Annotated in this window: 22 protein-coding genes; 18 read left to right on the top strand and 4 right to left on the bottom strand. The window is 69.6% G+C overall.

Annotation, left to right across the window (positions count from 1 at the left end; all coding sequences use genetic code 11):
- The first annotated feature begins 31 nt into the window (after positions 1-31).
- The 3 genes from AC1D1T_RS00645 (at position 32) to aspS (ending at position 2,996) form a co-directional block, all read left to right on the top strand.
- Complete coding sequence (locus AC1D1T_RS00645) at positions 32-385, top strand: FmdB family zinc ribbon protein (protein ID WP_477840205.1); 354 nt, start codon at positions 32-34, stop codon at positions 383-385.
- Entirely contained in the window at positions 382-1,062 is a 681-nt protein-coding gene (locus tag AC1D1T_RS00640) for a DUF502 domain-containing protein (RefSeq protein WP_477828232.1), read from the top strand. Before AC1D1T_RS00645 ends, AC1D1T_RS00640 begins: the two co-directional genes overlap by 4 nt.
- Positions 1,063-1,199: 137 nt before the next feature.
- Positions 1,200-2,996, top strand: coding sequence for an aspartate--tRNA ligase (gene aspS, locus AC1D1T_RS00635; RefSeq protein WP_047503217.1), 1,797 nt, complete (start codon positions 1,200-1,202; stop codon positions 2,994-2,996).
- Between the two features lie 43 nt (positions 2,997-3,039).
- Here the strand turns inward: aspS and AC1D1T_RS00630 are convergent, their stop codons facing one another.
- Complete coding sequence (locus tag AC1D1T_RS00630; RefSeq protein ID WP_477991221.1) at positions 3,040-7,494, bottom strand: fibronectin type III domain-containing protein; 4,455 nt, start codon at positions 7,492-7,494, stop codon at positions 3,040-3,042.
- 194 nt (positions 7,495-7,688) lie between these two features.
- Here AC1D1T_RS00630 and AC1D1T_RS00625 point away from each other — a divergent pair, with 194 nt between their 5' ends.
- From AC1D1T_RS00625 to AC1D1T_RS00610, 4 genes are all read left to right on the top strand, one after another.
- The gene (locus tag AC1D1T_RS00625; protein WP_477826332.1) at positions 7,689-8,507 is read left to right on the top strand and encodes a CsgG/HfaB family protein; all 819 of its coding nucleotides are present in this window, start codon (positions 7,689-7,691) and stop codon (positions 8,505-8,507) included.
- A gap of 130 nt (positions 8,508-8,637) precedes the next feature.
- Entirely contained in the window at positions 8,638-9,597 is a 960-nt protein-coding gene (locus tag AC1D1T_RS00620) for a hypothetical protein (protein WP_477826331.1), read from the top strand.
- A 116-nt stretch (positions 9,598-9,713) separates the two neighbouring features.
- A complete protein-coding gene (gene nudB, locus AC1D1T_RS00615; protein WP_477991219.1) occupies positions 9,714-10,166 on the top strand; it encodes a dihydroneopterin triphosphate diphosphatase in 453 nt (150 codons plus the stop codon).
- Positions 10,163-10,960 (top strand): endonuclease/exonuclease/phosphatase family protein, encoded by a 798-nt coding sequence (locus AC1D1T_RS00610; RefSeq protein ID WP_465113864.1) that lies wholly within the window; start codon positions 10,163-10,165, stop codon positions 10,958-10,960. Before nudB ends, AC1D1T_RS00610 begins: the two co-directional genes overlap by 4 nt.
- Here the strand turns inward: AC1D1T_RS00610 and AC1D1T_RS00605 are convergent.
- Complete coding sequence (locus AC1D1T_RS00605) at positions 10,950-12,116, bottom strand: hypothetical protein (protein WP_477828910.1); 1,167 nt, start codon at positions 12,114-12,116, stop codon at positions 10,950-10,952. The genes AC1D1T_RS00610 and AC1D1T_RS00605 overlap by 11 nt on opposite strands.
- 86 nt (positions 12,117-12,202) lie before the next feature.
- On the opposite strand from AC1D1T_RS00605, the gene clsB reads away from it, so the two are divergent.
- The 5 genes from clsB (at position 12,203) to AC1D1T_RS00580 (ending at position 18,615) form a co-directional block, all read left to right on the top strand.
- The gene (clsB, locus tag AC1D1T_RS00600) at positions 12,203-13,504 is read left to right on the top strand and encodes a cardiolipin synthase ClsB (protein WP_477991217.1); all 1,302 of its coding nucleotides are present in this window, start codon (positions 12,203-12,205) and stop codon (positions 13,502-13,504) included.
- Positions 13,504-14,559, top strand: a complete 1,056-nt coding sequence (locus tag AC1D1T_RS00595) for a ligase-associated DNA damage response exonuclease (protein ID WP_477840505.1) — start codon at positions 13,504-13,506, stop codon at positions 14,557-14,559. Before clsB ends, AC1D1T_RS00595 begins: the two co-directional genes overlap by 1 nt.
- On the top strand, positions 14,556-16,295 hold the full coding sequence (locus tag AC1D1T_RS00590; protein WP_477826632.1) for an ATP-dependent DNA ligase: 1,740 nt from the start codon (positions 14,556-14,558) through the stop codon (positions 16,293-16,295). Before AC1D1T_RS00595 ends, AC1D1T_RS00590 begins: the two co-directional genes overlap by 4 nt.
- Entirely contained in the window at positions 16,279-17,667 is a 1,389-nt protein-coding gene (gene gorA, locus AC1D1T_RS00585) for a glutathione-disulfide reductase (protein ID WP_477826631.1), read from the top strand. Before AC1D1T_RS00590 ends, gorA begins: the two co-directional genes overlap by 17 nt.
- A 66-nt stretch (positions 17,668-17,733) precedes the next feature.
- Entirely contained in the window at positions 17,734-18,615 is an 882-nt protein-coding gene (locus tag AC1D1T_RS00580) for an EamA family transporter (RefSeq protein ID WP_477826630.1), read from the top strand.
- 3 nt (positions 18,616-18,618) lie between these two features.
- Here AC1D1T_RS00580 and AC1D1T_RS00575 read toward each other — a convergent pair whose 3' ends face one another.
- A complete protein-coding gene (locus AC1D1T_RS00575) occupies positions 18,619-20,124 on the bottom strand; it encodes a S10 family peptidase (protein WP_477826308.1) in 1,506 nt (501 codons plus the stop codon).
- A 42-nt stretch (positions 20,125-20,166) separates the two neighbouring features.
- On the opposite strand from AC1D1T_RS00575, the gene AC1D1T_RS00570 reads away from it, so the two are divergent.
- The 6 genes from AC1D1T_RS00570 to AC1D1T_RS00545 all read left to right on the top strand — a co-directional run bounded on the left by AC1D1T_RS00570 (position 20,167) and on the right by AC1D1T_RS00545 (position 25,089).
- The gene (locus AC1D1T_RS00570) at positions 20,167-21,015 is read left to right on the top strand and encodes a DUF429 domain-containing protein (RefSeq protein ID WP_477826309.1); all 849 of its coding nucleotides are present in this window, start codon (positions 20,167-20,169) and stop codon (positions 21,013-21,015) included.
- Between the two features lie 32 nt (positions 21,016-21,047).
- Positions 21,048-21,620 (top strand): GbsR/MarR family transcriptional regulator, encoded by a 573-nt coding sequence (locus AC1D1T_RS00565; RefSeq protein ID WP_047503199.1) that lies wholly within the window; start codon positions 21,048-21,050, stop codon positions 21,618-21,620.
- A gap of 62 nt (positions 21,621-21,682) precedes the next feature.
- A complete protein-coding gene (locus AC1D1T_RS00560; protein WP_052211483.1) occupies positions 21,683-22,144 on the top strand; it encodes a thiol-disulfide oxidoreductase DCC family protein in 462 nt (153 codons plus the stop codon).
- Between the two features lie 7 nt (positions 22,145-22,151).
- Positions 22,152-23,114 carry an acyl-CoA desaturase gene (locus tag AC1D1T_RS00555; RefSeq protein ID WP_052211509.1) on the top strand — a complete coding sequence of 321 codons (963 nt, stop codon included), beginning with the start codon at positions 22,152-22,154 and terminating at the stop codon, positions 23,112-23,114.
- Positions 23,111-24,097, top strand: a complete 987-nt coding sequence (locus AC1D1T_RS00550; RefSeq protein WP_477826311.1) for an NAD-dependent epimerase/dehydratase family protein — start codon at positions 23,111-23,113, stop codon at positions 24,095-24,097. The genes AC1D1T_RS00555 and AC1D1T_RS00550 overlap by 4 nt, the downstream gene beginning before the upstream one ends.
- Positions 24,094-25,089: an SRPBCC family protein gene (locus AC1D1T_RS00545; protein ID WP_477826312.1), complete on the top strand. Its 996-nt coding sequence runs from the start codon at positions 24,094-24,096 to the stop codon at positions 25,087-25,089. Before AC1D1T_RS00550 ends, AC1D1T_RS00545 begins: the two co-directional genes overlap by 4 nt.
- On the opposite strand, the gene AC1D1T_RS00540 is transcribed toward AC1D1T_RS00545, so the two are convergent.
- A complete protein-coding gene (locus AC1D1T_RS00540; protein WP_047503195.1) occupies positions 25,044-25,265 on the bottom strand; it encodes a hypothetical protein in 222 nt (73 codons plus the stop codon). The two genes, AC1D1T_RS00545 and AC1D1T_RS00540, sit on opposite strands and share 46 nt — an antisense overlap.
- Between the last annotated feature and the right edge of the window lie 65 nt (positions 25,266-25,330).

Raw genomic sequence — 25,330 nt, 5'->3', positions numbered from 1 at the left:
TAATTTCGCGTTTTGAATCAAAGGCTTAGCCATGCCCATCTACGCCTACCGGTGTGCGGCCTGCGGCCACGCCAAGGACGTGCTGCAGAAAATCTCCGACCCCGTGCTCACCGTCTGCCCGAACTGCGGGGCTGAAGCCTTCCAGAAACAGGTGACGGCCGCGGGCTTCCAGCTGAAGGGCTCGGGCTGGTACGTGACCGATTTCCGCAACGGCTCGAACCCGCCGGCCACCGGCACCGCCGCGTCGGGCGGCGACGGCAAGGGCAGTGCCGACAGCGGCGCGGCCAAGCCCGAGGGCGCTGCCGCGCCGAAGGCCGATGTGCCGGCCGCGGCGCCGCCCCCGGCCGCGCCGGTCGCTCCGCCGAAGCCACAAGGAACCCAGTGAAGAAATACCTGATCGCCGGCCTGCTGGTCTGGCTCCCGCTGGCCGTCACCATCTGGGTGCTGCACTCGGTGCTGGGCCTGCTGGACGACGTGTTCGGCAGCATGGTCTCGGCCACGCAGGCGGTGCTGCCCGAGGCGGCGCGCCAGCCGCTGACCGACCTGCGCAACATCCCGGGCCTGGGCATCGTGCTGCTGATCGCCGGGCTGCTGCTCACCGGCATGTTCGCCGCCAACATGTTCGGCCAGTGGTGGCTCACGCAGGCGCACCGGGTGCTCAACCACATCCCGATCGTCAAGTCGATCTACAGCTCGGTGAAGCAGGTGTCGGACACGCTGTTCTCGAGCAGCGGCAATGCGTTCCGCGAGGCGGTGCTGGTGCAGTACCCGCGCGCCGGCTCGTGGACGATCGCCTTCGTCACCGGCCGGCCCGGCGGCGAGGCGGCCACGCACCTGAGCGGCGACTACCTCAGCGTGTACGTGCCGACCACGCCGAACCCGACCTCGGGCTTCTTCCTGATGGTGCCGCGCGCCGACGTGGTGGTGCTCAGCATGAGCGTCGACGAGGCGTTGAAGTACGTGATCTCGATGGGCGTGGTGGCGCCGCCGATCCCCGTGCCCGCGGTGCCGCCGGTGCCGCCCGTGCTGCCGCCGGACGAGCCCCGAAATCAGACCGGTTGAGCGCCTGGCAGCCGCTCAACCGGTGCGCAACCCGCGGGGCTTGCAAGCGCGCCCCCCAACGCCTACCACTTTGATTTGATGCCGACGCGCGGTGCACGCGCCGCGCCGGCCACGATGACCGATTCCGGAGAAGACACATGAGAACAACGTATTGCGGCCTCGTCAGCGAGGCACTGATGGGCCAGACCGTCACCCTGATGGGCTGGGCGCATCGTCGCCGCGACCATGGCGGCGTGATCTTCATCGACCTGCGCGACCGCGAAGGCCTGGTGCAGCTGGTGTGCGACCCCGACCGCGCCGAGATGTTCAAGACCGCCGAGGGCGTGCGCAACGAGTTCTGCCTGAAGATCGTCGGCAAGGTGCGCCCGCGCCCGGCCGGCACCGAGAACGCCAACCTCACCAGCGGCAAGATCGAGATCCTGTGCCATGAACTCGAGGTGCTGAACCCGAGCGTCACGCCGCCGTTCCAGCTCGACGACGACAACCTGTCGGAGACCACGCGCCTGACGCACCGCGTGCTGGACCTGCGCCGCCCGGCGATGCAGAAGAACCTGATCCTGCGCTACCGCGTGGCGATGGAGGTGCGCAAGTTCCTCGACGCGAACGGCTTCATCGACATCGAGACGCCGATGCTGACGAAGAGCACGCCCGAGGGCGCACGCGACTACCTGGTGCCGAGCCGCGTCAACGAAGGCATGTTCTTCGCGCTGCCGCAGAGCCCGCAGCTCTTCAAGCAGCTGCTGATGGTGGCCGGTTTCGACCGCTACTACCAGATCACCAAGTGCTTCCGCGACGAAGACCTGCGCGCCGACCGCCAGCCCGAGTTCACGCAGATCGATATCGAGACCAGCTTCCTGACCGAGGAAGAGATCCGCGGCATGTTCGAGGGGATGATCCGCACGGTGTTCCGCAGCACCATCGGCGTGGAGCTGCCGGTGTACCCGGTGATGACGTATGCCGATGCGATGTTCCGCTTCGGCTCCGACAAGCCCGACCTGCGCGTGAAGCTCGAGTTCACCGAGCTGACCGACGTGATGAAGGACGTCGACTTCAAGGTGTTCTCGGGTCCGGCCACCAGCAAGGACGGCCGCGTGGTGGCGCTGCGCATCCCGGGCGGCGGCGAGATGAGCCGCGGCGAGATCGATGCCTACACCGACTTCGTCAAGATCTACGGTGCCAAGGGCCTGGCCTGGATCAAGGTGAACGATGCCGGCAAGGGCCGTGAAGGCCTGCAGAGCCCGATCGTGAAGAACCTGCACGATGCGGCGATCAACGCGGTGATCGCACGCACCGGCGCGCGCAACGGCGACCTGATCTTCTTCGGTGCCGACAAGGCCAAGGTGGTGAACGACGCGATCGGCGGGCTGCGCGTGAAGGTGGGCCACAGCGAGTTCGGCAAGAAGAACGGCCTGTTCGAGGACAAGTGGGCGCCGCTGTGGGTGGTCGATTTCCCGATGTTCGAGTACGACGACGACGGCGAGCGCTGGAACGCGGTGCACCACCCGTTCACCGCGCCGAAGGACGGCCATGAGGACTACATGGACACCGACCCGAGCAAGTGCATCGCGAAGGCCTACGACATGGTGCTCAACGGCTGGGAGCTGGGCGGCGGCTCGGTGCGGATCCACCGCGCCGAGGTGCAGAGCAAGGTCTTCAGCGCGCTGAAGATCGGGCCGGAGGAAGCGCAGCTGAAGTTCGGCTTCCTGCTCGATGCGCTGCAGTACGGCGCACCGCCGCACGGCGGCCTGGCGTTCGGGCTGGACCGGCTGGTGACGCTGATGACCAAGGCCGAGTCGATCCGCGACGTGATCGCGTTCCCGAAGACGCAGCGCGCGCAGGATCTGCTGACGCATGCGCCGAGCCCGGTGGACGAGAAGCAGCTGCGGGAGTTGCACATTCGCTTGAGGAATCCGCAGGCGACGCAGGTGGGGTGAGCCTCAGGAGCCGGCCCGTGCGGGCCGGCTCGATCCTCGCGGCTCAAAGCACGCAGTCGGGCGACGCGGCGAGCGCGGCTGCCGTGGTCAACGTGAAGGTCGTGGCCGGCCCGCTGCCGACGCTGTTGACGGCGCGCATCACCAGGTAGTACCTGGTGCTGTACGACAGCGATGCGAAATCGATGGTGCCGGCGCTCGATTTGCTGGTCTGTGTCGAGACGGCTGTGTTGTGGTCGCTGTCGAGGTACAGCGTGAAGTGGTAGGTGCTGATCGACGCACCGCCGTTGTAGGTCGGGTACGAGTAGCCGGCATGGATGTTGTTCCTTGAGCAGACGACCGCGGTGGTCAGGTTCAATGCCCCCGGCTGGGTGATGGCCGTGACGGCGACCTGCGTGGCTGCGGCGCTGTCTCCGGCGGCGTTGTGCGCGATCGCGGCGCAGGTGTAGCTGGCGTTGTTCGGCATGCCGGTCAGCGTGAGGGTCGAGGCTGAGCTCGCGGTCGCGCTGACGGTCGTCTTTCCCGCGGCCGTGCAGGTCACGCCGTACTGGCTGATCGTGCGGCCACCGTTCGATGCCGGCGCCGTCAGGCTGGCTCTGAGCTGCGCATTGTTGGCAGACGAGTAGCTGCCCGCGTCCGCATCATCGACCGAGGCGGGCGCCGGGATCACGCTCAGGCTGAACCCCGGCGCGCCCGGCGTGGTGTAGGGGCTGAGTGTGACCGTGGCCGACGGGGAGCTGACAGAGGCGTTGTTGTTCTTTGCCGTCACGCTGCACAGGTAGCTGGCGCCATTGGTCAGCGCCGACACGACGAGCGGGCTGGCGCTGCCGGTGGTGCTCTTTTCGTCTGTCGCGTCGGTGACATTGGTGCATGTCGCGGTGTAGCTCAGGCTGCTGCTCGTGTCGCCGCTGGACGACGAGGCCACGAAGGCGACGGTCGCCGTCTGGTTTCCGACCGAGCTTCCCTGGCCTTCGGCCAGCACAGTGGGTGCGGTCGGCGCGGTGTAAGTCGTGGCGCTCGCGCTGGTGGAGGTCTGACCCTTGCTGTTGGCGGCGACGGCGGTGCAGGTGTAGCTGGTGCCGTTGGTGAGCCCGCTGAGCGAGGCAGTGAAGGAGCTCGTGTCGGCGCTGACGATGGCGGTTTTCGTGCAGCTGGCCGAGTAGACCGTGTCGGCACCGTTGTTGGCCGGCTTGCCGAACTTGAAGCTCAGCGTACGGTCGCCGATGACAGTGTTGATGGCGTCATAGGTTGGTGCGGCAGGCGCCGCCTTGTTCGGAGTGGCGTTGGCGCTGGTGGAGGCCGATTCCTTGCTGTTGGTGGCAACCGCGGTGCAGGTGTAGCTGCTGCCGTTGGTGAGCCCGYTGAGCGAAGCGGTGAAGGGGTTCGTTCCGGTGCTGATGGTGGCCGTGACGCCGACGCTGGTGTCGGTTTTCTTGCAACTGGCCGAGTAGACCGTGTCGGCACCGTTGTCGGCAGGCTTGCCGAACTTGAAGATCAGCGTGCCGTCGCCGATGCCGGTGTTGCCGGCGTCATAGGTCGGCGCAGCAGGCGCCTTGTTCGGCGTGGCAGCGGCACTGGTGGAGGCCGAACTGCGGCTGTTCCGCGCTGTGGCGGTGCAGGTGTAGCTGCTGCCGTTGGTGAGCCCGGTCAACGAGGCGGTGAATGGGTTCACGTCGAGGTTGACGGTGGCCGCGACGCTGATGTCGGTACCGGTCTTCTTGCAACTTGCCGTGTAGACGACATCGCTGCCATTGCTGCTCGGCTTGCCGAACGCGAAGCTCAGTGTCGCATCACCGATGACGGTGTTGCTGGCGGTGTAGGTCGGCGTGGCGGGGGCAATGTTCGGCGTCGCGCTGGCGCTGGCCGACACCCATCCGAGGCTGTTGGTGGCGGTGGCGGTGCAGGTGTAGCTGCTGCCGTTGGTGAGCCCGGTCAGCGAGACGATGAAGGGATCGGTGTCCAGCTTGACCGTGGCATCGACAGCGATGCCGGTCAGGTCATTCTTGCAACTCGCCGCGTAGCTGACATCGCCGGCGTCGTAGGTCGATTTGGAGAACGAGAAGGACAGCGTGCCGTCGCCGATCACGGTGTTGCCGGTGACGTAGCCTGGTGCCGTGGGGGGCGCGCTGTTCGGCACGGCGCTGGCGCTGACTGCGACCGAGCCTTTGCTGTTGGTGGCGGTGGCCGTGCAGGTGTAGCTGCTGCCGTTCTGCAGGCCGGTGAGCGATGCGCTGAACGGGTTGGTCGCCAGGGACAGGCTGCTCGGCGTCACCGGGCTCTGCGTCGTCGTCTGCCTGCAGTCGATCGCGTAGCTGACGTCACTCAGGTTGCTGGCCGGCTTGCCGAACTTGAAGCTCAGCGTGCCATCGCCGATGATGGTGTCGCTGAGCGTGTAGGTCGGTGCGGCGGGCAGCGACGCATTGGGAATCGCCACGAGGCTGGCCGTGCTGTTTCCGGCGCCATTGGTGGCCGTCACCGTGCAGGTGTAGCTGACACCGTTACTCAGGCCGACGATCGCGATCGAGCGGACGCTGGAACTCGCGGCGAGGACGGATGTGCTCGTGCCCTTGCCGTCGGTGCAGCTGGCGGAATAGGGGGAGAGCTCGCCGCCGCCATTGCTCGCGGGTGGGCTGAAGCTGAGCGTCACGCTGCCGTCGCCCGGCTGGGCGGCGAGCTCCTGCACTGGGTCCGGCGTGGTCAGGGGTCTGACCGGCAGGGCGTTCGAACTCTCGCTGGGCCCCACCTCGTTGGTGGCCGTGACCGTGCACGCATAGAGCTGGCCGTTCGTCAGCCCGTCGACCGTGATCGGCGAGCCCGAGCCCACAACACTCCGATCGCCGCAGCTCGCGTCGTAGTGGAGGATCGGCGAACCGTTGTCCGGGCGCGGCGTGAACCGCAGCACGGCCGATGCGTTGGCGGGCACTGCATACAACAACTCCGGCGCCTGGGGATTTGCCGGTCGCGGTGTCGCCTCGAGACTCGGGGACGCCGGGCTGTCGCCGCTCTGATTGCGCGCTGTGACGATGCAATCGTAGAGCCTGTTGTTGTACAAGCCGCTGACGGTGATCGGCGAGGCCGCCTTCGTGGCGCTGGCGCTGGCCTTCGGCAGATCACGTGTCGTGCAGGTGGCGGTGTAGTCAAGGATGGACGCGTCAGGGGCACCCGGGGCGAAGTCGACGATCGCCAGCGCGTTGCCCGCGCTCACACCGATGAGCGATGGTGCGACAGGCGCCGGCTCGGCGCCCGGCACCGGCACCGACGCCAGCGGCGTGACCTCCATCGACGGCGTCGACGCCGGGCCGCTGCCGGCATCGTTGCGGGCGGTGACGCTGCAGCCGTACGCTGTGCCGTTCGCCAGACCGGCGACGACCACCGTGCCGGCGGAGGCCGTGTMGACGCGGGCCTCGTGTTGTTCGGCCTGGCAGCGCACCTGGTATCCCTGGATGGTCGCCCCGCCGTTCCACGAGGGCGCCTCGAACGTCACGGTGGCGGTGCCGCTGCCGGACGTTGCCGAGATCCCGCGCGGTGCATCCGGCACCGTTCGTGGCGTGGCACCGACGGTGGCTGACGGGTTGCTCGTGCCGGCGGCGGTGCTGACCGTCACGCTGCAGGTGTAGGGTGCGCCGTTCTGCAGCCCCGAAACGAACACCGGCGAGGCGCTGGACTCTGCCGTCACCGCGATCCCGGTCGCCGAACACGTGGCGCGGTAGGTCGCCTGAAGGGCGATGCCGGCCGGCGGCGTGAAGGCAACCGACAGGGCGCCGTCCGATGGCATGGCGCCGAGAACGGTCGGCGTGTCAGGGCGGGCCGCCGGCGGCGTTGCGGGCGCCACCGGGGTCACCTCGACCTGCGCCGAAGCCGGGCTGTCGCCGACGATGTTCGTGGCGACGACGCTGCACACGTAGCGCTGGCCGTTGCTCAGCCCCGGCACGGGGATGGGGCTGGCGGTGCCGCTGCTGTAGGCGTTGAGTTCAGTGCCCTGGCAGGTGACGGTGTACCAGAGCACCGTGGCGACGGGCGCCGAGAAGCTGACGATGGCCGATGTGTCGGCGGCCGCGGCCTGCACGTCGGTCGGGGCTGTCGGTGCCTGCGCGGTCGCAGCGGCGGTGGGMGTCACTGGCACCGCCTGCGACACGGCGCTGGCGCCGCTCGCATCGCTGACGGTCACGGTGCACGAGTACGCGAGGTCGTTGGTCAGGTCGGCGACCTGCATCTGCTCGATGCCCGTCGCGTGCGACACCATGCTGACCGTCACCTGCGAGTTGCCGGCGATGCAGGTGGCGTGGAAGAGCACGTCGGCGCGCGGCGTCGTGACGGTGAAACTCAGCGCCGCCGACGCGTTGCCCGGGGTGACCTGCAGGTCGACCGGTGCGGTCAGGCTCGCATCACCGGCGGACTCATCTGCTCCGCCTCCACCCCCGCACGCTGCCAGCAGCATCAATGACAGGCCGAGCCAGAGGGTGAAGGTGCGCACGAAGGAGGGCGACGCTGCTGGTGTCATGTTCGATCCCTGGGCTGAAGAAGGGTGTGAGATTGACCACCAAATGTGGAGACAACGTGGAGGCGGAGGGATGGGATCGTTTGCAACATCCGATCCCTCACTTGGGCGGGTCGGGGTGTTGTCCTGCGCTGTAAGCCTTTGTGCGCTGGCATGATTCCCAGCTTCGAATCACGGCGCTTGCCGAGAGGATGGTCATGAATCGAGCAGGTTCTTCCACGGCACGCGGCCCGTTGCGGGTGTGCTTGGCGGTGTCGCTGGCCGTGTCTTTGGCCGGTTGCGGCAAGCAGGGCGCCGAACTCGGCCAGGGCGGGTCGGTGGTGACCGGGTCGGCCGGGCCGGCGGGTGCCAGTGCCGCGGCGCGCGAGCTGGTGAAGTGCGATGCGCCCGTCGCGACGCTCGCGCTGGTCGAGAACCCCAACGGCTACACGACGGTGTCGGGCTACAACCTGCCGCAGTCGCCGGTGCCGCTGATCCGGCTGCTGGCGCAGCAGAGCGGCTGCTTCCGCGTCGTCGACCGCTCGGCCGGGCTGCGCGCCACGGTGCAGGAGCAGGAGCTGAAGAACGCCGGCGTGCTGCGTCAGAACGGCACGGTGGCCAAGGGCAAGGGCTACGAGGCGCAGTACACGCTGACGCCCAGCCTCACCTTCAGCGAGCAGAACGCCGGGCGCGAGATCGGCGGCATCCTCGGGATGATCCCGGTGCTGAACAAGTTCGTCGGCGTGGCCGACAGCGTCAAGCTGAAAGAGGCGCAGGTCGCGCTGCTGCTGACCGACAACGAGACCACCGAGCAGCTGGCGGCGTCGACCGGCTCGGTGCGCGTCACCGACCTCGGCATGGGCGGCCTGGTGCTCGGCAAGCTGGGCGGCGCGGCCGGCGCCGGCTGGAGCAACAGCAACGAGGGCAAGGTGATCGCCGCGGCGTTCCTCGATGCGCACAACCACCTGGTGACGCAGGTGCGCATGCTGCAGGCCAAGGAGCTGCCGCCGGCGGTGGCGGTGAAAGTGAAGGGCTGAGCGCCCGCGGGCTGATGGAAGCGGCGCGGACGCTCGTCCCGGCTGCATTCGTCTGGCCGCGAGGTGGAACCCGCCTCACCGCCGAGTGACTCATTCGGTTCCCACTTCCGGGTTCCAAAGAAGTCCGACCATGTTCAGTTCCACCTCCATCCGCAGCAACAAGCGCCGGGAATCGCCCCGGGAATCTCCACGGTCGACCGATGTCGATCGTCGCGAAAGTGACATGGGTGATGCCGGGCTGTCGGTGAAACAGCCGCTCGTCGAGGGCAGGTCGATCGAGCTGCGAGCCTCTCGCGAAGCAGGTACGGGTCCCGATTGGAAAACGTGCATCGTCGATGTCGGCGAATGCAACGTCGAGCTGACGTTCAACACATGGCTTGGCACGCAGGTCGAATGGACAGGCGAGATGGGCGACGTCGCCGGACCGTGGGTGCAAGCATGGATTCCACCCGAAGCGGGAGGGCGGCCCTTGGAATTCGGTCGGCGCCAGCCTGCGCGAATGGCGCTGCCCCGCCAGCAGGCGACCCTGCTGACGGCCGGCTGGGCCGATCCCGATGTGCTCGAGGAAGTGCGGTGCAAACTGAGCAAGCACAGGGTCTTCATCGAAATGGGACAGGGCCTCATTGCCCAACAGCTGAACGTGCTGTCATCCACGCTGTACTCCTGCCTTTTCATCGCCGGACGCAACTCCCGGACCGGTCTCGCCGGCGCATACCACTATCCGGCCCAATGCCTCCACGATCCGACAGTGTGGGGTGACCTGCTGGCTTGGCAGGCTGCGCTGCACCCGGACGAGGTCGTCGTGCTGAATCCGTCGACCCAGACTGAGGCCTGGAAGCAGGCGCTGGCGAGCAGCCGTGAGCTTGCCGCCATCGCGACGTGGGCGGAGCGTGGTGGCGCTTCTGTCCGGATCGAGCCGGTCTCCAGACCGTTCATGAGCAATGCCGATGGCAAGCTCGAGGCGGGTGACGCGGACAGGAACGGCCTGGGCGATGCCCATGTGTCGCTCGTGTCCCGCAGCGCAGGCGACCACGTGGACGCAAAGGAGGCGCTCATGCGCTTGATCGGTCGGGACCGGACACGAGGCTGATTCGCCGGTACGGCGGATGGATCTCGTCGGGCGTTGTGGGCCGGGCGTTCGCCCGACCCGGCGGCGAGGCATCTGCCGACACGGGCCGCCCGCGCCGAGCCGCTATCCTTCATGGCATGAAACTGCCGGAGTCGGTGCTGGTGCTGATCCATTCACCGCAGCGCGAGGTGCTGCTGCTGGAGCGCAACGATGCGTCGCGCGGCTGGCAGAGCGTGACCGGCTCGCGCGCGTCGCCGGCCGAGCCGCTGCGCGACACCGCGCGGCGCGAGGTCGCCGAGGAGACGGGCATCGTGATCGGCTCGGCGGCCGTGCCGGCCGATCGGCTGCGCGACCTCGGCCGGCAGAACGTCTACGAGATCCTGCCGGCCTGGGCGCACCGCTACGCGCCGGGCGTCACCCACAACACCGAACATGTCTTCACGCTCGAGGTCGATCGCGGCACGCCGGTCTGCCTGAGCCCGCACGAACACCTGCGCTTCGAATGGCTGCCGTGGCGCGACGCCGCCGCGCGCTGCTTCTCCCGCACCAACGCTGCTGCCATCCTCGACCTCGGAAGCTCCCCGCGATGAACGCGTCACCATCGACCCTCCACCCCCCGCACGTGCTGCGCGTGGCCACCTACAACATCCACAAGGGCGTGCGCGGCGTCGGCCCGCGCAAGCGGCTGGAGATCCACAACCTGGGCCTGGGCATCGAGGCGCTCGATGCCGACATGGTGTTCCTGCAGGAGGTGCGCAACTTCCACCATGGCGAGGCAAGGCGCTTCCCCGACACCCACATCGGCTGGCCGCGCATGCCGCAGGCGGAGTACCTGGCGCCCGACGGCTACCACGCGGCCTACCGCACCAACGCGGTCACGCCCGGCGGCGAGCATGGCAACGCGCTGCTGTCGCGCTGGCCGATGGGCGACGAGATCGGGCACCACGACGTGTCGGACCACCGCTACGAGCAGCGCGGGCTGCTGCACGTGCGGGTGCACTGGAACGCGGTGGTGGTGCACGCGATCGTGGCCCACCTCGGGCTGATCCATTCGAGCCGCGTGCGGCAGGTGGAGCGCATCGGCGCATTCGTCGCGAGCCACGTGCCGCCGGACGAACCGGTGGTGCTGGCCGGCGATTTCAACGACTGGGGCGGCAAGCTCGATGCGCCGATGCATGCGCTCGGGCTGTACCGCGCCGAGCGGCGCGGCATCAGCTCGCAGCGCACCTTCCCGTCGCGCATGCCGGTGTTCTCGCTCGACCGCATCTACACGCGTGGCTTCCGCTGCACCGGCACCTCGGTGCCGCGCGGCGCGGCGTGGGCGCGGATGTCGGATCACCTGCCGCTGGTGGCGGAGCTCGAACTCGATGGCACTACGAATTGATCGCTTCGGCGGTGGCCGGCCAGGCGGCTTTCAGCTTGAGTGCGGCGTCCTGGCGCGTGGGCTCGTCGGAGATCGCCAGGTCGAACAGCTCGGCCAGCAGTGGGACAACGGCGTCCGGGTCGAAGCCGTGGTGCTCGACGAGACCGAGCAAGGGCTGGGGATCGTTGCCGAGAAGGCGCTCGATCGCATCGGCGAAGTCGAAGCAGCCCGCAGGAAAGGGCGTGTCGCCCCGGCGCGGCAGCGGGTTGAGGAGCGCATGGAAGTACTCGTTCACGCCGTAGGAGTCAAGGTCGAGCCGCTCGTCGTCATGGACGAGGGCCGTGACGGGCCGTCGCTTCGACAGCGGCCACTCGGTGCCGGGGTCCATCGATGCCTCGCTGCGTTTCGTGCCGGCCGGCGCAGTCGCTTCGAGGATGGCCTTGTCGCTCAGGCAGTCCGCGGGCGTCAGGCTGTCCAGCTCCGCCACTGCCTTGCTCAGCATGCGCCGCTGCTGGGCCGTGATGCCCTTGCTCGAGCGCAGTATCTTTCCAGCCTCGAAGTTGCTCCCGAGGCCCATGGTGCTCAAGTTGGCGGCCATCAGATCCACGTCGAGCCGCTTGTTGCCATGCCCCTGCAGGACCGGCACGGCGACCGTCGTCCACGGGTCGCAGCGAATCACGTGCGCGCCACTCTGCACCAGCGTCGCCACATGATCCCTGTGGGGGTACGTGGCTTGATCGATCTGGCAGTCCGGCAACGTGGCGACCAGGTACAGGAAGGTCAAGTCGCTGCATTCGTGGCAATGGCCGATGCCGTGCCGGGCAATGGCCCTGCACCTGGCGACGAGGTGCTGCCAGGGGTCGCTGTAGTGGAGCCGGATCTCCTCCAGCTCGGCGGTGAGCAGGTCGAGCGCACGGTCGCGCACGCGCTTGTCACAGTGCGACAACCGGGCGTTGTTGGCCACGCCCCGGAAGAGCAGCTTGCGGGCCCAGTGATTGGCTTGCCCGACCGCGCGCGCGTGCTCCAGGGTCTCGTGGCTCACGGCGAGCTCATGGCGAACCACGGAGACCTCCTTGCCGTTTGCCCTGAGTTGCCGTGCGCCGGCTTCGGACAGGCTGAGCGTCCGGAAACGGTGGGCGGATGGGGTGGAAATCATGGAAGCGATGACATGAGCCATGCATTGAGCCGTGGCACGGCGATCTCGCTCAGTGCCGGTGCGGACCGAAACGTTCCAGGCTTGCGTGCCTGCGGAGGCAAGCTGCCTTGAGCCGCCGCCATCGCCATCGCGCCGAGCCTGCGCTGCCCGACGACCTGTGGAGCACGCTGCCGCGCGCGCTGTTCTGCGGCGACAACCAGGTCGAGCTGCTCAGTGGCGGTGATCAACTCTTTCCGGCGATGGTGCGCGCGATCGACGCGGCGCGGCACGAGGTCTGGCTCGCGACCTACATCTACCAGCACGAAGGCAGCGTCACCGCCGTCACGCAGGCGCTGCTGGCGGCTGCCGCGCGCGGCGTCGCGGTGCGCGTGGTGCTCGACGGCTTCGGCTCGCGCGCCTTCTTGCCGCAGCTGCAACCGCTGTTCGAGGACGGCGGCGTCGACCTCGCGGTGTTCCGGCCCATCACCAGCTGGTGGAGCTGGTTCCAGCCCGGCCAGCTGCGCCGGCTGCACCAGAAGCTGTGCGTGGTCGACGGCGAGGTCGGCTTCGTCGGCGGCATCAACCAGATCGACGACCGCATCGACCTCGTGCACGGCGCGACCGAGCAGCCGCGGCTCGATTTCGCGGTGCAGGTGCGCGGGCCGGTGGTGGCTCCGGTCGAGCAGGCGATCCGCGCGGTGTGGACGCGTGCCGACCTGGGCCAGGATTTCCGCGAGGAGATGGTGGCCCTGGCGCGCAGCGCCGAGCCGATCGCGCGCGCCAAGCGGCTGATGCGCCGCCTGCGCATGCCGCGCGCCAGGGGCCTGCAGCTGAGCCCCGATGCGCTGCCGCCGGTGCGCGCGGCCTTCGTGCTGCGCGACAACCTGCGCCAGCGCCGCACCATCGAGCGCAGCTACATCGATGCGATCCGCAGCGCGCGCGAACGCGTCGACCTGATCAGCCCGTACTTCTACCCCGGCCGGCCGTTCCGGCGCGCGCTGCGCGATGCGGCCGACCGCGGCGTGGCGGTGCGGCTGCTGCTGCAGGGCAAGCTCGACTACCGCATCGCCGGGCTGGCCGCGCGCGTGCTGTACGACGAGTTGCTGGTGCATGGCGTGCGCATCCACGAGTACACGCCGGCCTACCTGCATGCCAAGGTGGCAGTGATCGACGGCGACTGGGCGACGGTGGGCAGCTCGAACATCGATCCGCTGTCGCTGCTGCTGAACCTCGAGGCCAACGTGATCGTGCGCGACGAGGGCTTCGCCCGCTCGCTGGCCGGGCGCTTCGATGCCGCGGTGGCGCAGTCGCGCGAGATCGATCCCAAGCTCGCCCATCCGCGCACGCTGGCCGGCACGCTGCGGCGCGGCTTCGTTGCCTGGTGCGCACACGTCTACCTGCGCATCGCCGGGCAGACCGGCCGGTACTGATGGCCGCGGACGATCTGGTGGTCGAGCGGCCCGAGGGCTTGTACTGCCCGCCCGGCGACTTCTTCATCGACCCCTGGCGCCCGGTCGAGCGCGCGGTGATCACGCATGCGCACGGCGACCATGCGCGGCGCGGGCATGCGCACTACCTGGCGTCGGCACCGTCCGAGGGCGTGCTGCGCGCGCGGCTCGGCGACGACATCACGCTGCAGACGCTCGCCTACGGCGAGGCGATCGAGCACCACGGCGTGCGGCTGTCGCTGCACCCTGCCGGCCACGTGCTCGGCTCGGCGCAGGTGCGGCTGGAACACGGCGGCCGCGTGTGGGTCGCGTCGGGCGACTACTTCGTCAGCGGCGCAGGCGACGACAACGCCACCTGCACGCCGTTCGAGCCGGTGCGCTGCGACTGCTTCATCACCGAATCGACCTTCGGCCTGCCGATCTACCGCTGGCAACCGCAGCGCGAGGTGTTCGCCGACATCGACGCCTGGTGGCGTGCCAATGCCGAGGCCGGCCGCGCGAGCCTGCTGATGGCCTACAGCTTCGGCAAGGCGCAGCGGCTGCTGGCGGGGGTCGATGCGTCGATCGGGACTATCGTCGTGCATGGCGCGGTCGAGCCGCTGAACCAGGCCTACCGCGCGGCCGGCGTGGCCTTGCCGCCGACGCAACTGGTGACCGAGGTCGCCGACAAGGCCAGCCTCGCACGTGCGCTGGTGATCGCGCCGCCGTCGGTTCAGGGCTCGCCGTGGACGCGCCGCTTCGGCGAGCACGGCGATGCGTTCGCGAGCGGCTGGATGCAGCTGCGCGGCACGCGCCGCCGGCGCTCGATCGACCGCGGTTTCGTGCTGAGCGACCATGCCGACTGGCCGGGGTTGCAGCGCGCGATCGCCGCGACCGGTGCGAGCCGCGTGATCGTCACCCACGGCTACGAGGCGGTGATGGTGCGCTGGCTGCAGGAGCAGGGGCTGCAGGCCGGTGCGTTCCACACCGAGTATGACGACGAGCGCAGCGATGCCGCCGACCCGGGTGCGCAGGCCGATCCGGAGCCTGCCGCATGAAGCGCTTCTCGCGCCTCTTCGCGGAGCTCGATGCCACCACGGCCACCTCAGCCAAGGTGGCGGCGCTGCAAAGCTACTTCACCGAAGCCGCGCCGGGTGACGCGGCCTGGGCGGTGTACTTCCTGTCCGGCGGCAAGCCGCGGCAGGTGGTGCCGACCGCGACGCTGCGCACGCTGGCCTGCGAGCGCGCCGGCATCAGCGACTGGCTGTTCGAGGAGTGCTACCAGGCGGTCGGCGACCTCGCGGAGACGATCGCGCTGGTGCTGCCGGCGCCGCAGCACGCGAGCGATGTCGGGCTGGCCGAGTGGGTCGAGCAGCGCCTGCTGCCGTTGCGCGGGCTCTCGCCGGCCGAGCAGGCGGCACGCATCGCCGGCTACTGGGACGAACTCGACGCGACCGGACGCTTCCTGCTCACCAAGCTGATCGGCGGCGGCTTCCGCGTCGGCGTCAGCAAGCTGCTGGTGCAGCGCGCACTCGCCGCGCACGCCGGGCTCGACGCGAAGCTGCTCGCGCAGCGCATGATGGGCTGGACCGATGCGAAGCAGACGCCCGATGCGGCGCGCTTCGCGGCGCTGGTCGCGGGGGAGGGCGAAGGGGCCGCGCCGCTCGGCCAGCCGTATCCGTTCTTCCTCGCGCATGCCGTCGAGGGGCTGCCGCCCGAGTTCGACACGCGGCTCGGTGCGCCGGGCGACTGGCTGGTCGAATGGAAGTACGACGGCATCCGGGCGCAGATCGTGCGGCGCGGCGGCGAGACCTGGATCTGGTCGCGCGGCGAAGAGCTCGTCACCGAGCGTTTTCCCGAGGTCGTGGCGCTGGCCCGCGAGTGGCCCGACGGCACGGTGCTCGACGGCGAGATCCTGGTCTGGAAGGGCGACACGCCCGCGCCGTTCAACCTGCTGCAGCAGCGCATCGCGCGCAAGACGCTGACCAAGCGCGTGCTGGCCGATGCGCCGGCCAGCTTCATCGCGTATGACCTGCTCGAGTGGGAGAGCGTCGACCTGCGCAGCAAGCCGCAGCGCGAGCGGCGTGCATTGCTCGAAGCTGCGTCCGCAGGGCGAACGATGCGGGTGTCACCCGTCGAGCAGCGCGACAGCTGGGCGGCGCTGGCCGCGCTGCGCGAGGAATCGCGGGCGCGGGGCGTCGAGGGCTTCATGCTCAAGCATGCCGAGGCGCAGTACGGCAGCGGCCGGCGCAAGCAGGAGGGGCTGGCGGGCGGCACCTGGCTGAAGTGGAAGATCGACCCGCTGAGCGTCGACGCGGTGCTGGTCTACGCCCAGGCCGGGCATGGGCGGCGCGCGAGTATCTACACCGACTACACCTTCGCGGTGTGGAGCCGCCCGCCGGCCGATGCGGCCGAGGCGCAGGCGGTGGTCGAGGCGATCGCCCGGCGCGAGCCGGCGCAGGCCGGCGCGCTGCAGCTGGTGACTTTCGCGAAGGCCTATTCGGGTTTGAGCGATGGCGAATTCGCCGAGGTTGACCGCATCATCCGACAGACGACCCTCGAGAAGTTCGGGCCGGTGCGCAGCGTGCGGCCCACGCTGGTGTTCGAGCTCGGCTTCGAGGGCATCAACGCGAGCCCGCGCCACAAGAGCGGAATCGCCGTGCGGTTTCCACGCATGCTGCGGATCCGCAGCGACAAGCCTTTGCATGAGGCCGACAGCCTCGCTACGCTGCAGGCACTGATGGATGATGGCGAACAAAGAGAGAGGGAGCCTTCGCATGACAGTGACAGCTGACGCATCCTACGACTGCGACCTGTTCGTGATCGGCGCCGGCAGCGGCGGCGTGCGGGCGAGCCGCATGGCCTCGCAGCTCGGCGCGAAGGTGATCCTGGCCGAGGGCAGCGCGCTCGGCGGCACCTGCGTGAACCTCGGCTGCATCCCGAAGAAGCTGTACAGCTACGCGGCGCACTACCACGAGGCCTTCGCGCAGGCGCGCGGCTTTGGCTGGACGCTGGCCGAGCCCGAGTTCGACTGGGACGTGCTGAAGGCGCGGCGTGGTGCCGAGATCGCGCGGCTGAACGGCGTGTATGCCGAGCTGCTGCGCGGCGCCAACGTGCAGCTGGTGCGCGGCTGGGCCAAGCTGCTCGATGCCCACACGGTGGCGGTGAAGACGACGACGCACGAGCAGCGCTTCACCGCGCGGCACATCCTGCTGGCCACCGGCGGCGAGCCGCTGCGCATCGAGGGCCCGGGCGCGCAATGGGCGATGAGCTCCGACGACATGTTCGACCTGTCGCCGTTCCCGAAGCGGCTGGTGGTGGTGGGCGGCGGCTACATCGCCTGCGAGTTCGCATCGATCTTCCACGGGCTGGGCTCGAAGGTGACGCTGCTGCACCGCGGGCCGCAGCTGCTGCGCGGCTTCGATGGCGAGATGGCGCGCTTCGTCACCGCCGAGATGCGCAAGAAGGGCATCGACATCCGGCTCGAGTCGCGCATCGCCGCGGTGGAGCGGCGTGGCGAGGTGCAGCGCCTGCAGCTCGCCGACGACAGCGTGCTCGAGGCCGACACCGTGCTGCACGCCACCGGGCGGCGCGCGCGCAGCCGCGGCCTGGGGCTGGCCGAGGTGGGCGTGAAGGTCAACGAGGACGGCACGGTGCCGGTGGACGAGGGCTTCACGACCAACGTGCCGTCGGTGCATGCGCTGGGCGACCTGGTCGGCCACAAGGCGTTGACGCCGGTGGCGCTGGCCGAGGCGATGGTGCTGATCGACCGGCTGTTCGGCGAGGGCCGCCGGCCGGCGCTCGACTACGCGACGGTGCCGACCGCGATCTTCACGCACCCGCAGGCCGCGACGGTGGGGCTGAGCGAAGAGGTGGCGCGCACGCGGCACGGCGTGCTGCGCATCTACCGCAGCGAGTTCAAGCCGCTGCAGCACACGCTGAGCGGCAGCACCGAGCGCACGCTGCTGAAGCTGGTGGTCGACGATGCGAGCGACCGGCTGCTGGGCGCGCACATGGTGGGCGGCGATGCCGGCGAGGTGCTGCAGGGCTTCGCGGTCGCGGTGCAGGCGGGGCTGACGAAGGCGCAGCTCGACCGCACGATCGGCATCCACCCGACGGTGGCGGAGGAGTTCGTGACGATGCGGGTGGCGGCGTCGCGGGGGTGATCGCACGACGTCGGGCATCCGGGCCCGACGACGGACAATGCGGGGTTTCGCCCCGCCTGCGACCCCATGTCCCTGACCGCGCTCTGCCTCGTCCTGATCGCCGCCCTGCTGCACGCCGCCTGGAACCTGGTCGCCAAGAAGGCCGGCGGCGACAGCCGCTTCGCACTGCTGTGCAGCCTGATGATCCTGGTGCTGTGGGCGCCGGTCGGCATCTGGGCCGCCTGGGATGCGGTGCCGCTGTGGGGCTGGAAGGAATGGGCGCTGATCTTCGCGAGCGGCATCGCGCACCTCGTCTACTTCAACGTGCTGCTGCGCGGCTATGCGGCGAGCGACCTGACGGTGGTGTACCCGGTGGCGCGCGGCACCGGGCCGCTGATCAGCTCGTTCGGCGCGCTGCTGCTGCTCGACGAGCACATGAGCCTGGGCGGCGTGCTGGGCGTGTTCGCGGTCACCGGCGGCGTGTTCCTGATCGCCGGCGGCCCGTCGCTGTGGGCGCGCGCGCACGACCCGGTGCAGCGCCAGCGCGTGATGGCGGGCCTGGGCTACGGCGCGGCCACCGGCTGCATGATCGCGCTGTACACGCTGATCGACGGCTACTCGGTGAAGGTGATGCTGATCTCGCCGATCCTGATCGACTACTTCGGGAACCTCGCGCGGGTGCCGTTCATGCTGCCCGGCGCGCTGCGGCGGCCCGAGGCCTTCATGGAATCGGCGCGTGCGCTGTGGCGCCACGCGCTCGTGCTGGCGGTGGTCAGCCCGTTCGGCTACATCCTGGTGCTGTATGCGGCGCGGCTGGCGCCGCTGTCGCATGTGGCGCCGGCGCGCGAGGTGTCGATGCTGTTCGCCGCGCTGCTCGGCGGGCGGCTGCTGGGCGAGGGCGAGCGCGGGACGCGCATCGCGGGGGCGGCGTGCATTGCCGCCGGGGTGGTGGGGTTGGCGACGGGGTGAGCCTCACCCCTTCACGAACGCCCGCAACTCCCCCGCCATCCGCTTCAACGACGGCTGGTGGATGTACATCATGTGCCCCGCCTCGAAGTAGCTGACGCTGATGTTCTTGCGCAGCGGCTCGCGCAGCCCGAGGTGGCTCAGCGTGTAGTCGCCCGCGGCATGCGGTGTCGCGAGGTCGTAGTAGCCGCTCGCCACGTAGACCCGCATCGCAGGGTTCGCATGCATCGCGCGCCGCAGGCTGCCGCCGACGTTCACGTACTTGCCCGCGAAATCCTTCCAGCCCCACTTGTCCCAGATCGGCGCGTGCACCACGTACGGCGCGTCGGTCTCGAACTTCAGCGTGTCCTTCAGCAGCCGGTTGATGCCGGTCGCATATGCGCCCAGCAGGTTGCTCATCGCCGGGTCGCCCTCGGGCTCCTCGCCGGCATCGTCGCGGTCCATGCCGAGGAAGCGGCTGTCGAGCCGGCCCACCGTCTGCCCACGCTCGCGCAGCAGCTCCTTGAAGTAGCGGAACTCGCGCGGCCGCAGGTCGCAGCGCAGCACGTACGCGGTGCTCAGCCCGCTGTACAGCGCCACCTGCTCGGCGATGCGCTGGCGCGCCTTCGCGTCGAGCGCCGAGCCCTGCATCAGCGCCACCGTGTAGTCGCCGAGCGCGAAGGCCTCGGCCGCGGCGATCACCTCGGCCAGCGGCTTCTTCTGCAACGCCGGCGCCAGCGCGCGGTGGTACCAGGCGGTGGCCGCATAGGTCGGCAGGAACAAGGGGTAGGGCAGCTCGTTGCCGTGGTCGAAGTGCAAGGTCTGCAGGTCCACCGCCAGCGACACCAGCATCACCCCGTTCAGGAACACGTCGTGCTTGTCCTGCAGGTGCAGCGAGAGGCCGGCCGCGCGCGTCGTGCCGTAGCTTTCACCGATCAGGTACTTCGGGCTGCCCCAGCGGCCGTAGCGCGCCAGGTACAGCCGGATGAACTCACCCACCGCATCGAGGTCGCGCTGGTAGTCGTGGAACTCGGTCACCTTCTCGCCCTCGACCATGCGCGAATGGCCGGTGCCCACCGGGTCGATGAAGACCAGGTCGCTGTCGGTCAGCAGCGTGTGCTCGTTGTCGGTCAGCGCATAGGGCGGTGGTGGCGCGTTGCCCATCTCGTCGGTGACGACCCGCTGCGGCCCGAGGATGCCCAGGTGCAGCCATACGCTGCTCGAGCCCGGCCCGCCGTTGAAGCTGAAGGTGACCGGCCGCGTCTCGGGCTTCGCGCCCTTCAGCGTGTAGGCGACGAAGAACAGGCTGGCGCGCGGCTTGTCGGCGCTGCGCTGGCCGTCGCGCTGCTCGTCCTCGCGCAGCACGACGGTGCCGCAGGTCACGCTGTAGTCCAGCCTGCGCTTGCCGACCATCGTGCGGTGTTCGGTGGTGACCAGGCGCTCCTTCGGCTCCCGCTCTTTCGTGTCCCGCTCTTTCGATTCCTCGCGTGAAGAAGGCGAGGGCGTGGACTTGTCGGCAGGGGTGTCGGCCATGGGAGATCGCTAGAGTGTGGGCTCGACTGTACCGGCACCCCAATGACCTCTGCTTCTCTCCCGGACTGGCACCTCGCCGGCGTTGATTTCACCAGCCGGCCGACGCGCCGCAAGCCGATCACCGTGGCGCGCGGCCAGGCGTCGCGCAATGTCGTGCGGCTGGAACGTGTCGACACGCACGAGAGCTTCGATGATTTCGCCGCGTGGCTGCGCACGCCCGGCCCGTGGCTCGCTGCCTTCGATTTCCCGTTCGGCCTGCCGCGCGAGCTGGTGCAGGCGCTCGGCTGGCCGATGGACTGGCTGCCGTTGATGCGCCACTATGCCGGCCTGTCGCGCGACGAGATCCGCACGCGCTTCGCGGCGTTCTGCGATGCCCGCCCGGTGGGCGCGAAGTTCGCGCACCGCGCGGCCGATGGCCCAGCCGGCTCGTCGCCGTCGATGAAGTGGGTCAACCCGCCGGTCGCGTACATGCTGCATGCCGGCGTGCCGCTGCTGATCGACGCCGGTGTCGACCTGCCCGGGCTGCATCCGGGCGATGCGCAGCGCGTCGCCCTCGAGGGCTACCCCGGCCTGCTGGCACGCGAGCTGATCGGCCGCCGCTCGTACAAGGCCGACGACAAGGCGCGGCAGACGCCCGATCGCCTGATCGCCCGCAAGGACCTGCTCGATGCGCTGGAGCAGGGCCGCTCGCGCCTCGGCCTGCGGCTGCGCCTGTCGCACGCGCAGCGCGATGCGCTGGTGGCCGATGCGTCGGGCGATCGGCTCGATGCCGTGCTGTGCCTGATGCAGGCCGCCTGGGCGGCCGGGCAGGCGGGCTTCGGCCGGCCGGCGGATGCCGATCCGCTCGAAGGCTGGATCGTGTCGTCCGGGATTTCTTTATTTCTGTCTTGACAGAAATATTCGACAACCCTAGAGTCCGCTCCATGAACCTGTCTCCGACCCTGTCCCGATTCGTCCTGCACTGGGGCGAGATGGGCACGCGCTGGGGTGTCAACCGCACGGTGGCGCAGATCCACGCGCTGCTGTTCATCACCGGCCGGCCGATGCATGCCGAGGAGATCGCCGACACGCTCGATGTGGCGCGGTCGAACGTCAGCAACAGCCTGCGCGAGCTGCAGGGCTGGAACCTGATCAAGCTCGTGCACCTGGCCGGTGACCGGCGCGATCACTTCGAGACCTCCACGCAGGTGTGGGAGCTGTTGCGCACCGTGGTGCGTGAGCGCCAACGCCGCGAGATCGCGCCCACCATTGAGGTGCTGAACGAGCTGCTGGCCGATCCGGCACTGAGCCGCGACCCGGCCGAAGCGCGCCTGCGCATCCGCGAGACGCAGGAACTGCTGGTCACGCTGACGGCGTGGAGCGACGAGATGCTGAAGCTCGACACCGACACGTTGACCAAGGTGCTGAAGCTCGGCGCGAAGATCAAGAAGCTGCTGGGCCGCGACGGCAACGCGGCGCCCGAGGAGATCAACCCCGCGCAGTTGCTCGGGCCCTGATCTCAAAATTTTTTGCCGATTAATTTCTCTAAAGACAGAAATTACTGACGGAGCGATCTGCCATGAACAACGCCCTGTACCCGATGACGCTGCTCTACGACGCCGCCTGCCCGGTGTGCTCGCTGGAGATGGACCACCTGTGGGAGCGCAATGCGGCGGGCCGCCTGGCCTTCGTCGACATCAGCGCCGAAGGCTTCGACCCGACACCGTATGGCATCACGCTGCAGGCGATGAACGAGGAGATCCACGCCGTCGCGGCCGACGGCCGGGTGCTGCACGGCGTGCAGGTGCTGCGGCTGGCCTACGAGGCCGTCGGTCTCGGCTGGGTGCTGAAGCCGGTCGGCTGGGCGCCGTTGCAGCCTGCGTTCGAACTGGGCTACCGGTGGTTCGCACGCCATCGCCAGGCGATCTCGCGAGCGAGCGCACCGCTGGTGCGCGGCATCCGGCGGGTCCGTGCGGCGCGGATGGCGGCACGCATGCAGGCCTGCCGCGATGGCGCCTGCCGCACCCACCGCGGCGAGTGAGGCGGCCATGCGCAACGAGGTCACCACGGTTCACGCCACGGAGGGATGCAGCGCGGTCGAGGGCCGCGTCGCGTGGGCGCCGCAGCGCTCGCTGTGGTGGTTCGCGATGCTCGCCGGCGGCGTGCTGGCCGTCACGCGCTACGCCAGCTGGAGCGGGCTCGCGCTGTTCCTCGCGAGCAGCGCCGTCACGCTGTGCCTCGGCCACTCGCTCGGCATGCACCGCCGCTTGATCCACCGCGCGTATGCCTGCCCGCTGTGGCTCGAACGCGTGCTGGTCTACCTCGGCGTGCTGGTCAGCATGGCCGGCCCGGCCGGCATGATGCGCACGCACGACCTGCGCGACTGGGCGCAGCGCCAGCCGCGCTGCCACGACTTCTTCGCGCACCGCCGCAGCTTCTTCGTCGACGCGTGGTGGCAGCTGCACTGCGAGCTGCGCCTCGCCCGGCCGCCGCGCTTCGAGCTGCCGGCGCACCTCGCGAACGACCGTGTGCTGATGGCCCTCGAGCGCCACTGGCTGCTGCAGCAGTTGCCGTGGGCGCTGCTGTTCTTCGCGCTCGGCGGCATCGGCTGGGTGCTGTGGGGCGTGTGCCTGCGCTGCGTCGTCGGCCTCACCGGGCACTGGATGGTCGGCCACTTCGCGCACCGCACCGGCCACCGCAGCTGGCATGTCGACGGCGCCGGCGTGCAAGGCCACGACGTGCGCGGCTGCGGCCTCATCACCTTCGGCGAGGGCTGGCACAACAACCACCACGCGTTTCCCGGCTCGGCCCGCCTCGGGCTGTACCCCGGCCAGGCCGATCCGGGCTGGTGGGTGCTGTGCGCGCTGCAGCGGGCCGGCCTCGTGTGGGACATCAGCCTGCCGGCCAGCTTGCCGCCCCGCGCCGCGCTGCAGGCGCTCGAACCCGAGGCGGTACGCGCGTTCGATGCCGCGGCGCCGGCGCGCTGCTGCTTCTCAAGGAGTCCATCATGAAGGTCCTCGTCTGCGGATCGACCGGCTGCATCGGTGCAGCGGTCGTGCATGCGCTGCGTGCGCGCGGCCACAAGGTGATCGAAGCCTCGCGCCGGCCGGGCGCGGCGCGCGAGCACTGGCCGCTCGATTTCTCCCACCCGGTGTCGCCGCAGCACTGGGCCGCGCGGCTGCGCGAGGCGCAGGTCGACACGGTGGTCAACTGCGTCGGCATCCTGGTGCCTTCGCGCGGGCAGCGCTTCGAGCGCGTGCATGCGCAGGGGCCGATCGAGTTGTTCCGCGGTGCGGCGCTCGCGGGTGTGCGGCGGGTGATCCAGGTGTCGGCGCTCGGCGTCGGCCCCGCGGGCATAGTCAGCGCATACCTGCACAGCAAGCTGCTCGCCGACGACCTGCTCGCGACCTTGCCGATCGACTGGGCGGTGCTACGGCCGTCGCTGGTCTACGGGCCGCGCAGCGCGAGCGCCGCGCTGTTCGCGACACTCGCGGCGCTGCCGATCGTGAGCCTGCCGGGGCGCGGTGCGCAACGGCTGCAGCCGCTGCACGTCTACGAGCTGGCCGAGGCGATCGCCCGGCTGGTCGAGCAGCGCGGCACGCTGCGCGTGGTGCATGAGATCGGCGGCCCCGAGAGCGTGAGCTACCGCGAGATGCTGGCCGCCTACCGCGCGGCGCTCGGCCTGGGCCGGCCGCTGTGGCTGCCGGTGCCGATGCCGTTGATGAAGCTCGCGGCCCGTGTGGCGCAGCTGCTGCCGCAGAAGGCCTTCAGCCCCGAGACGATGCGCCTGCTGGAGCGCGGCAGCGTGCCGGCCGTGAACGCGCTGCCGGCCTTGCTGGGCCGCCCGCCGACGGCCCTGGCGCAGGGCCTGCGCATCAGCCCGCCCGAGCCGCGCATCGACCTGCGCGGCCGCTTCGCGCACGCCGTCTCGCTGCTGCAGAAGCTGACGATCGGCGTGCTCGCGGTGCTGCTGTGGATCTCGCACACGCGATGAGTGCCGATCATCTCCCCTTCCGCTACCGCTGGCCGGTGCTGGCCGGGGCGCTGGCCGGCATCGCGCTGCGGCTGGTGTTCTCCGGCGTGGCTGGCGGGCACTGGTCCGCGATGGCGGGCGCCTTCGTGTTCCTCGCGCCGATCGCAGTGGGCATGGTCACCGTCTACGTGGCCGAACGCGAGCACCGGCGCTCATGGCTGTATTACCTCGGCGCGCCGTTCCTCGCCACCGCGCTGTTCGTCGTTGGCACGCTGCTGATCAACATCGAGGGGCTGATCTGCGCGATCGTCATCGCGCCGCTGTTCGGAGTGCTGGGCAGCCTCGGCGGCCTGCTGATGGGCATCGCCTGCCGTGTCTCGGGCTGGCCGCGGCCGACGCTGTACGCCGCCGGCGTGCTGCCCTTGCTGATGGGCGCCCTGGTGCCCGGCACCGTGCTGCAGGACGAGCACAGCCAGGTCGAACGCAGCCTGTGGATCGCTGCGCCGCCGGCGGCGGTGTGGCAGCAACTGACGCAGCTGCCCGACATCCGGGCCGACGAGGTCGCGCGCGGCTGGGCGTACCGCATCGGCGTGCCGCCGCCGCAATCGGGCGTTACCGGGGCGGCCGGGCAGCGCGTGCAGCATTTCCGGATGGGCAAGGGCATCCACTTCGACGGCGACATCACCGAGTGGCAGCCGGCCCGCCGCATCGCGTGGACCTACCGCTTCGCCGCCGATTCGGTGCCCGCCGGCGCGCTGGACGACCACGTGCGCATCGGTGGCCTGTACTTCGACCTGCTCGACACGGCGTTCGAACTGCAGCCCGAGCGCGGCGGCACCCGGCTCGCGATGCGCACACGCTACCGCGTCAGCACGCAGTTCAACTTCTATGCGGAGGGTGTCGCGCGGCTGCTGCTCGGCAACGTCAGCGAGGTGCTGCTCGAACTCTATGCGCGACGCTCGGAGGTTCAGACCGTCTCGTGCTTCAGCTCGATGGTGCCGCGCGCGACGTAGCGCTGGAAATCGCCGATCGGGATCGCGGTGGAGCCGTGCGTGTCGCCGTCGACCCAGCTGAGCGTGGCGTCGGTGAGGGTGGTCTCGACCTCGATCGGGCCGGGGCGGATCTCGATCGGCTGGCCGTCGCCTTCGCGGTATTCGACCTTGCCGATGATCTGGGCTTCTTGCGTCATGGGGTGTCCTCCTTGGTGGCCCAAGGTTCCCCGGCCCGGTCGGCCACGAAAATCGGACGGCACGC

The sequence above is a fragment of the Rhizobacter sp. P2_H3 genome (assembly GCF_056403355.1).
Note: the sequence above shows the minus strand (reverse complement) of the source record. Positions and strands in the feature narration are given on the sequence as shown.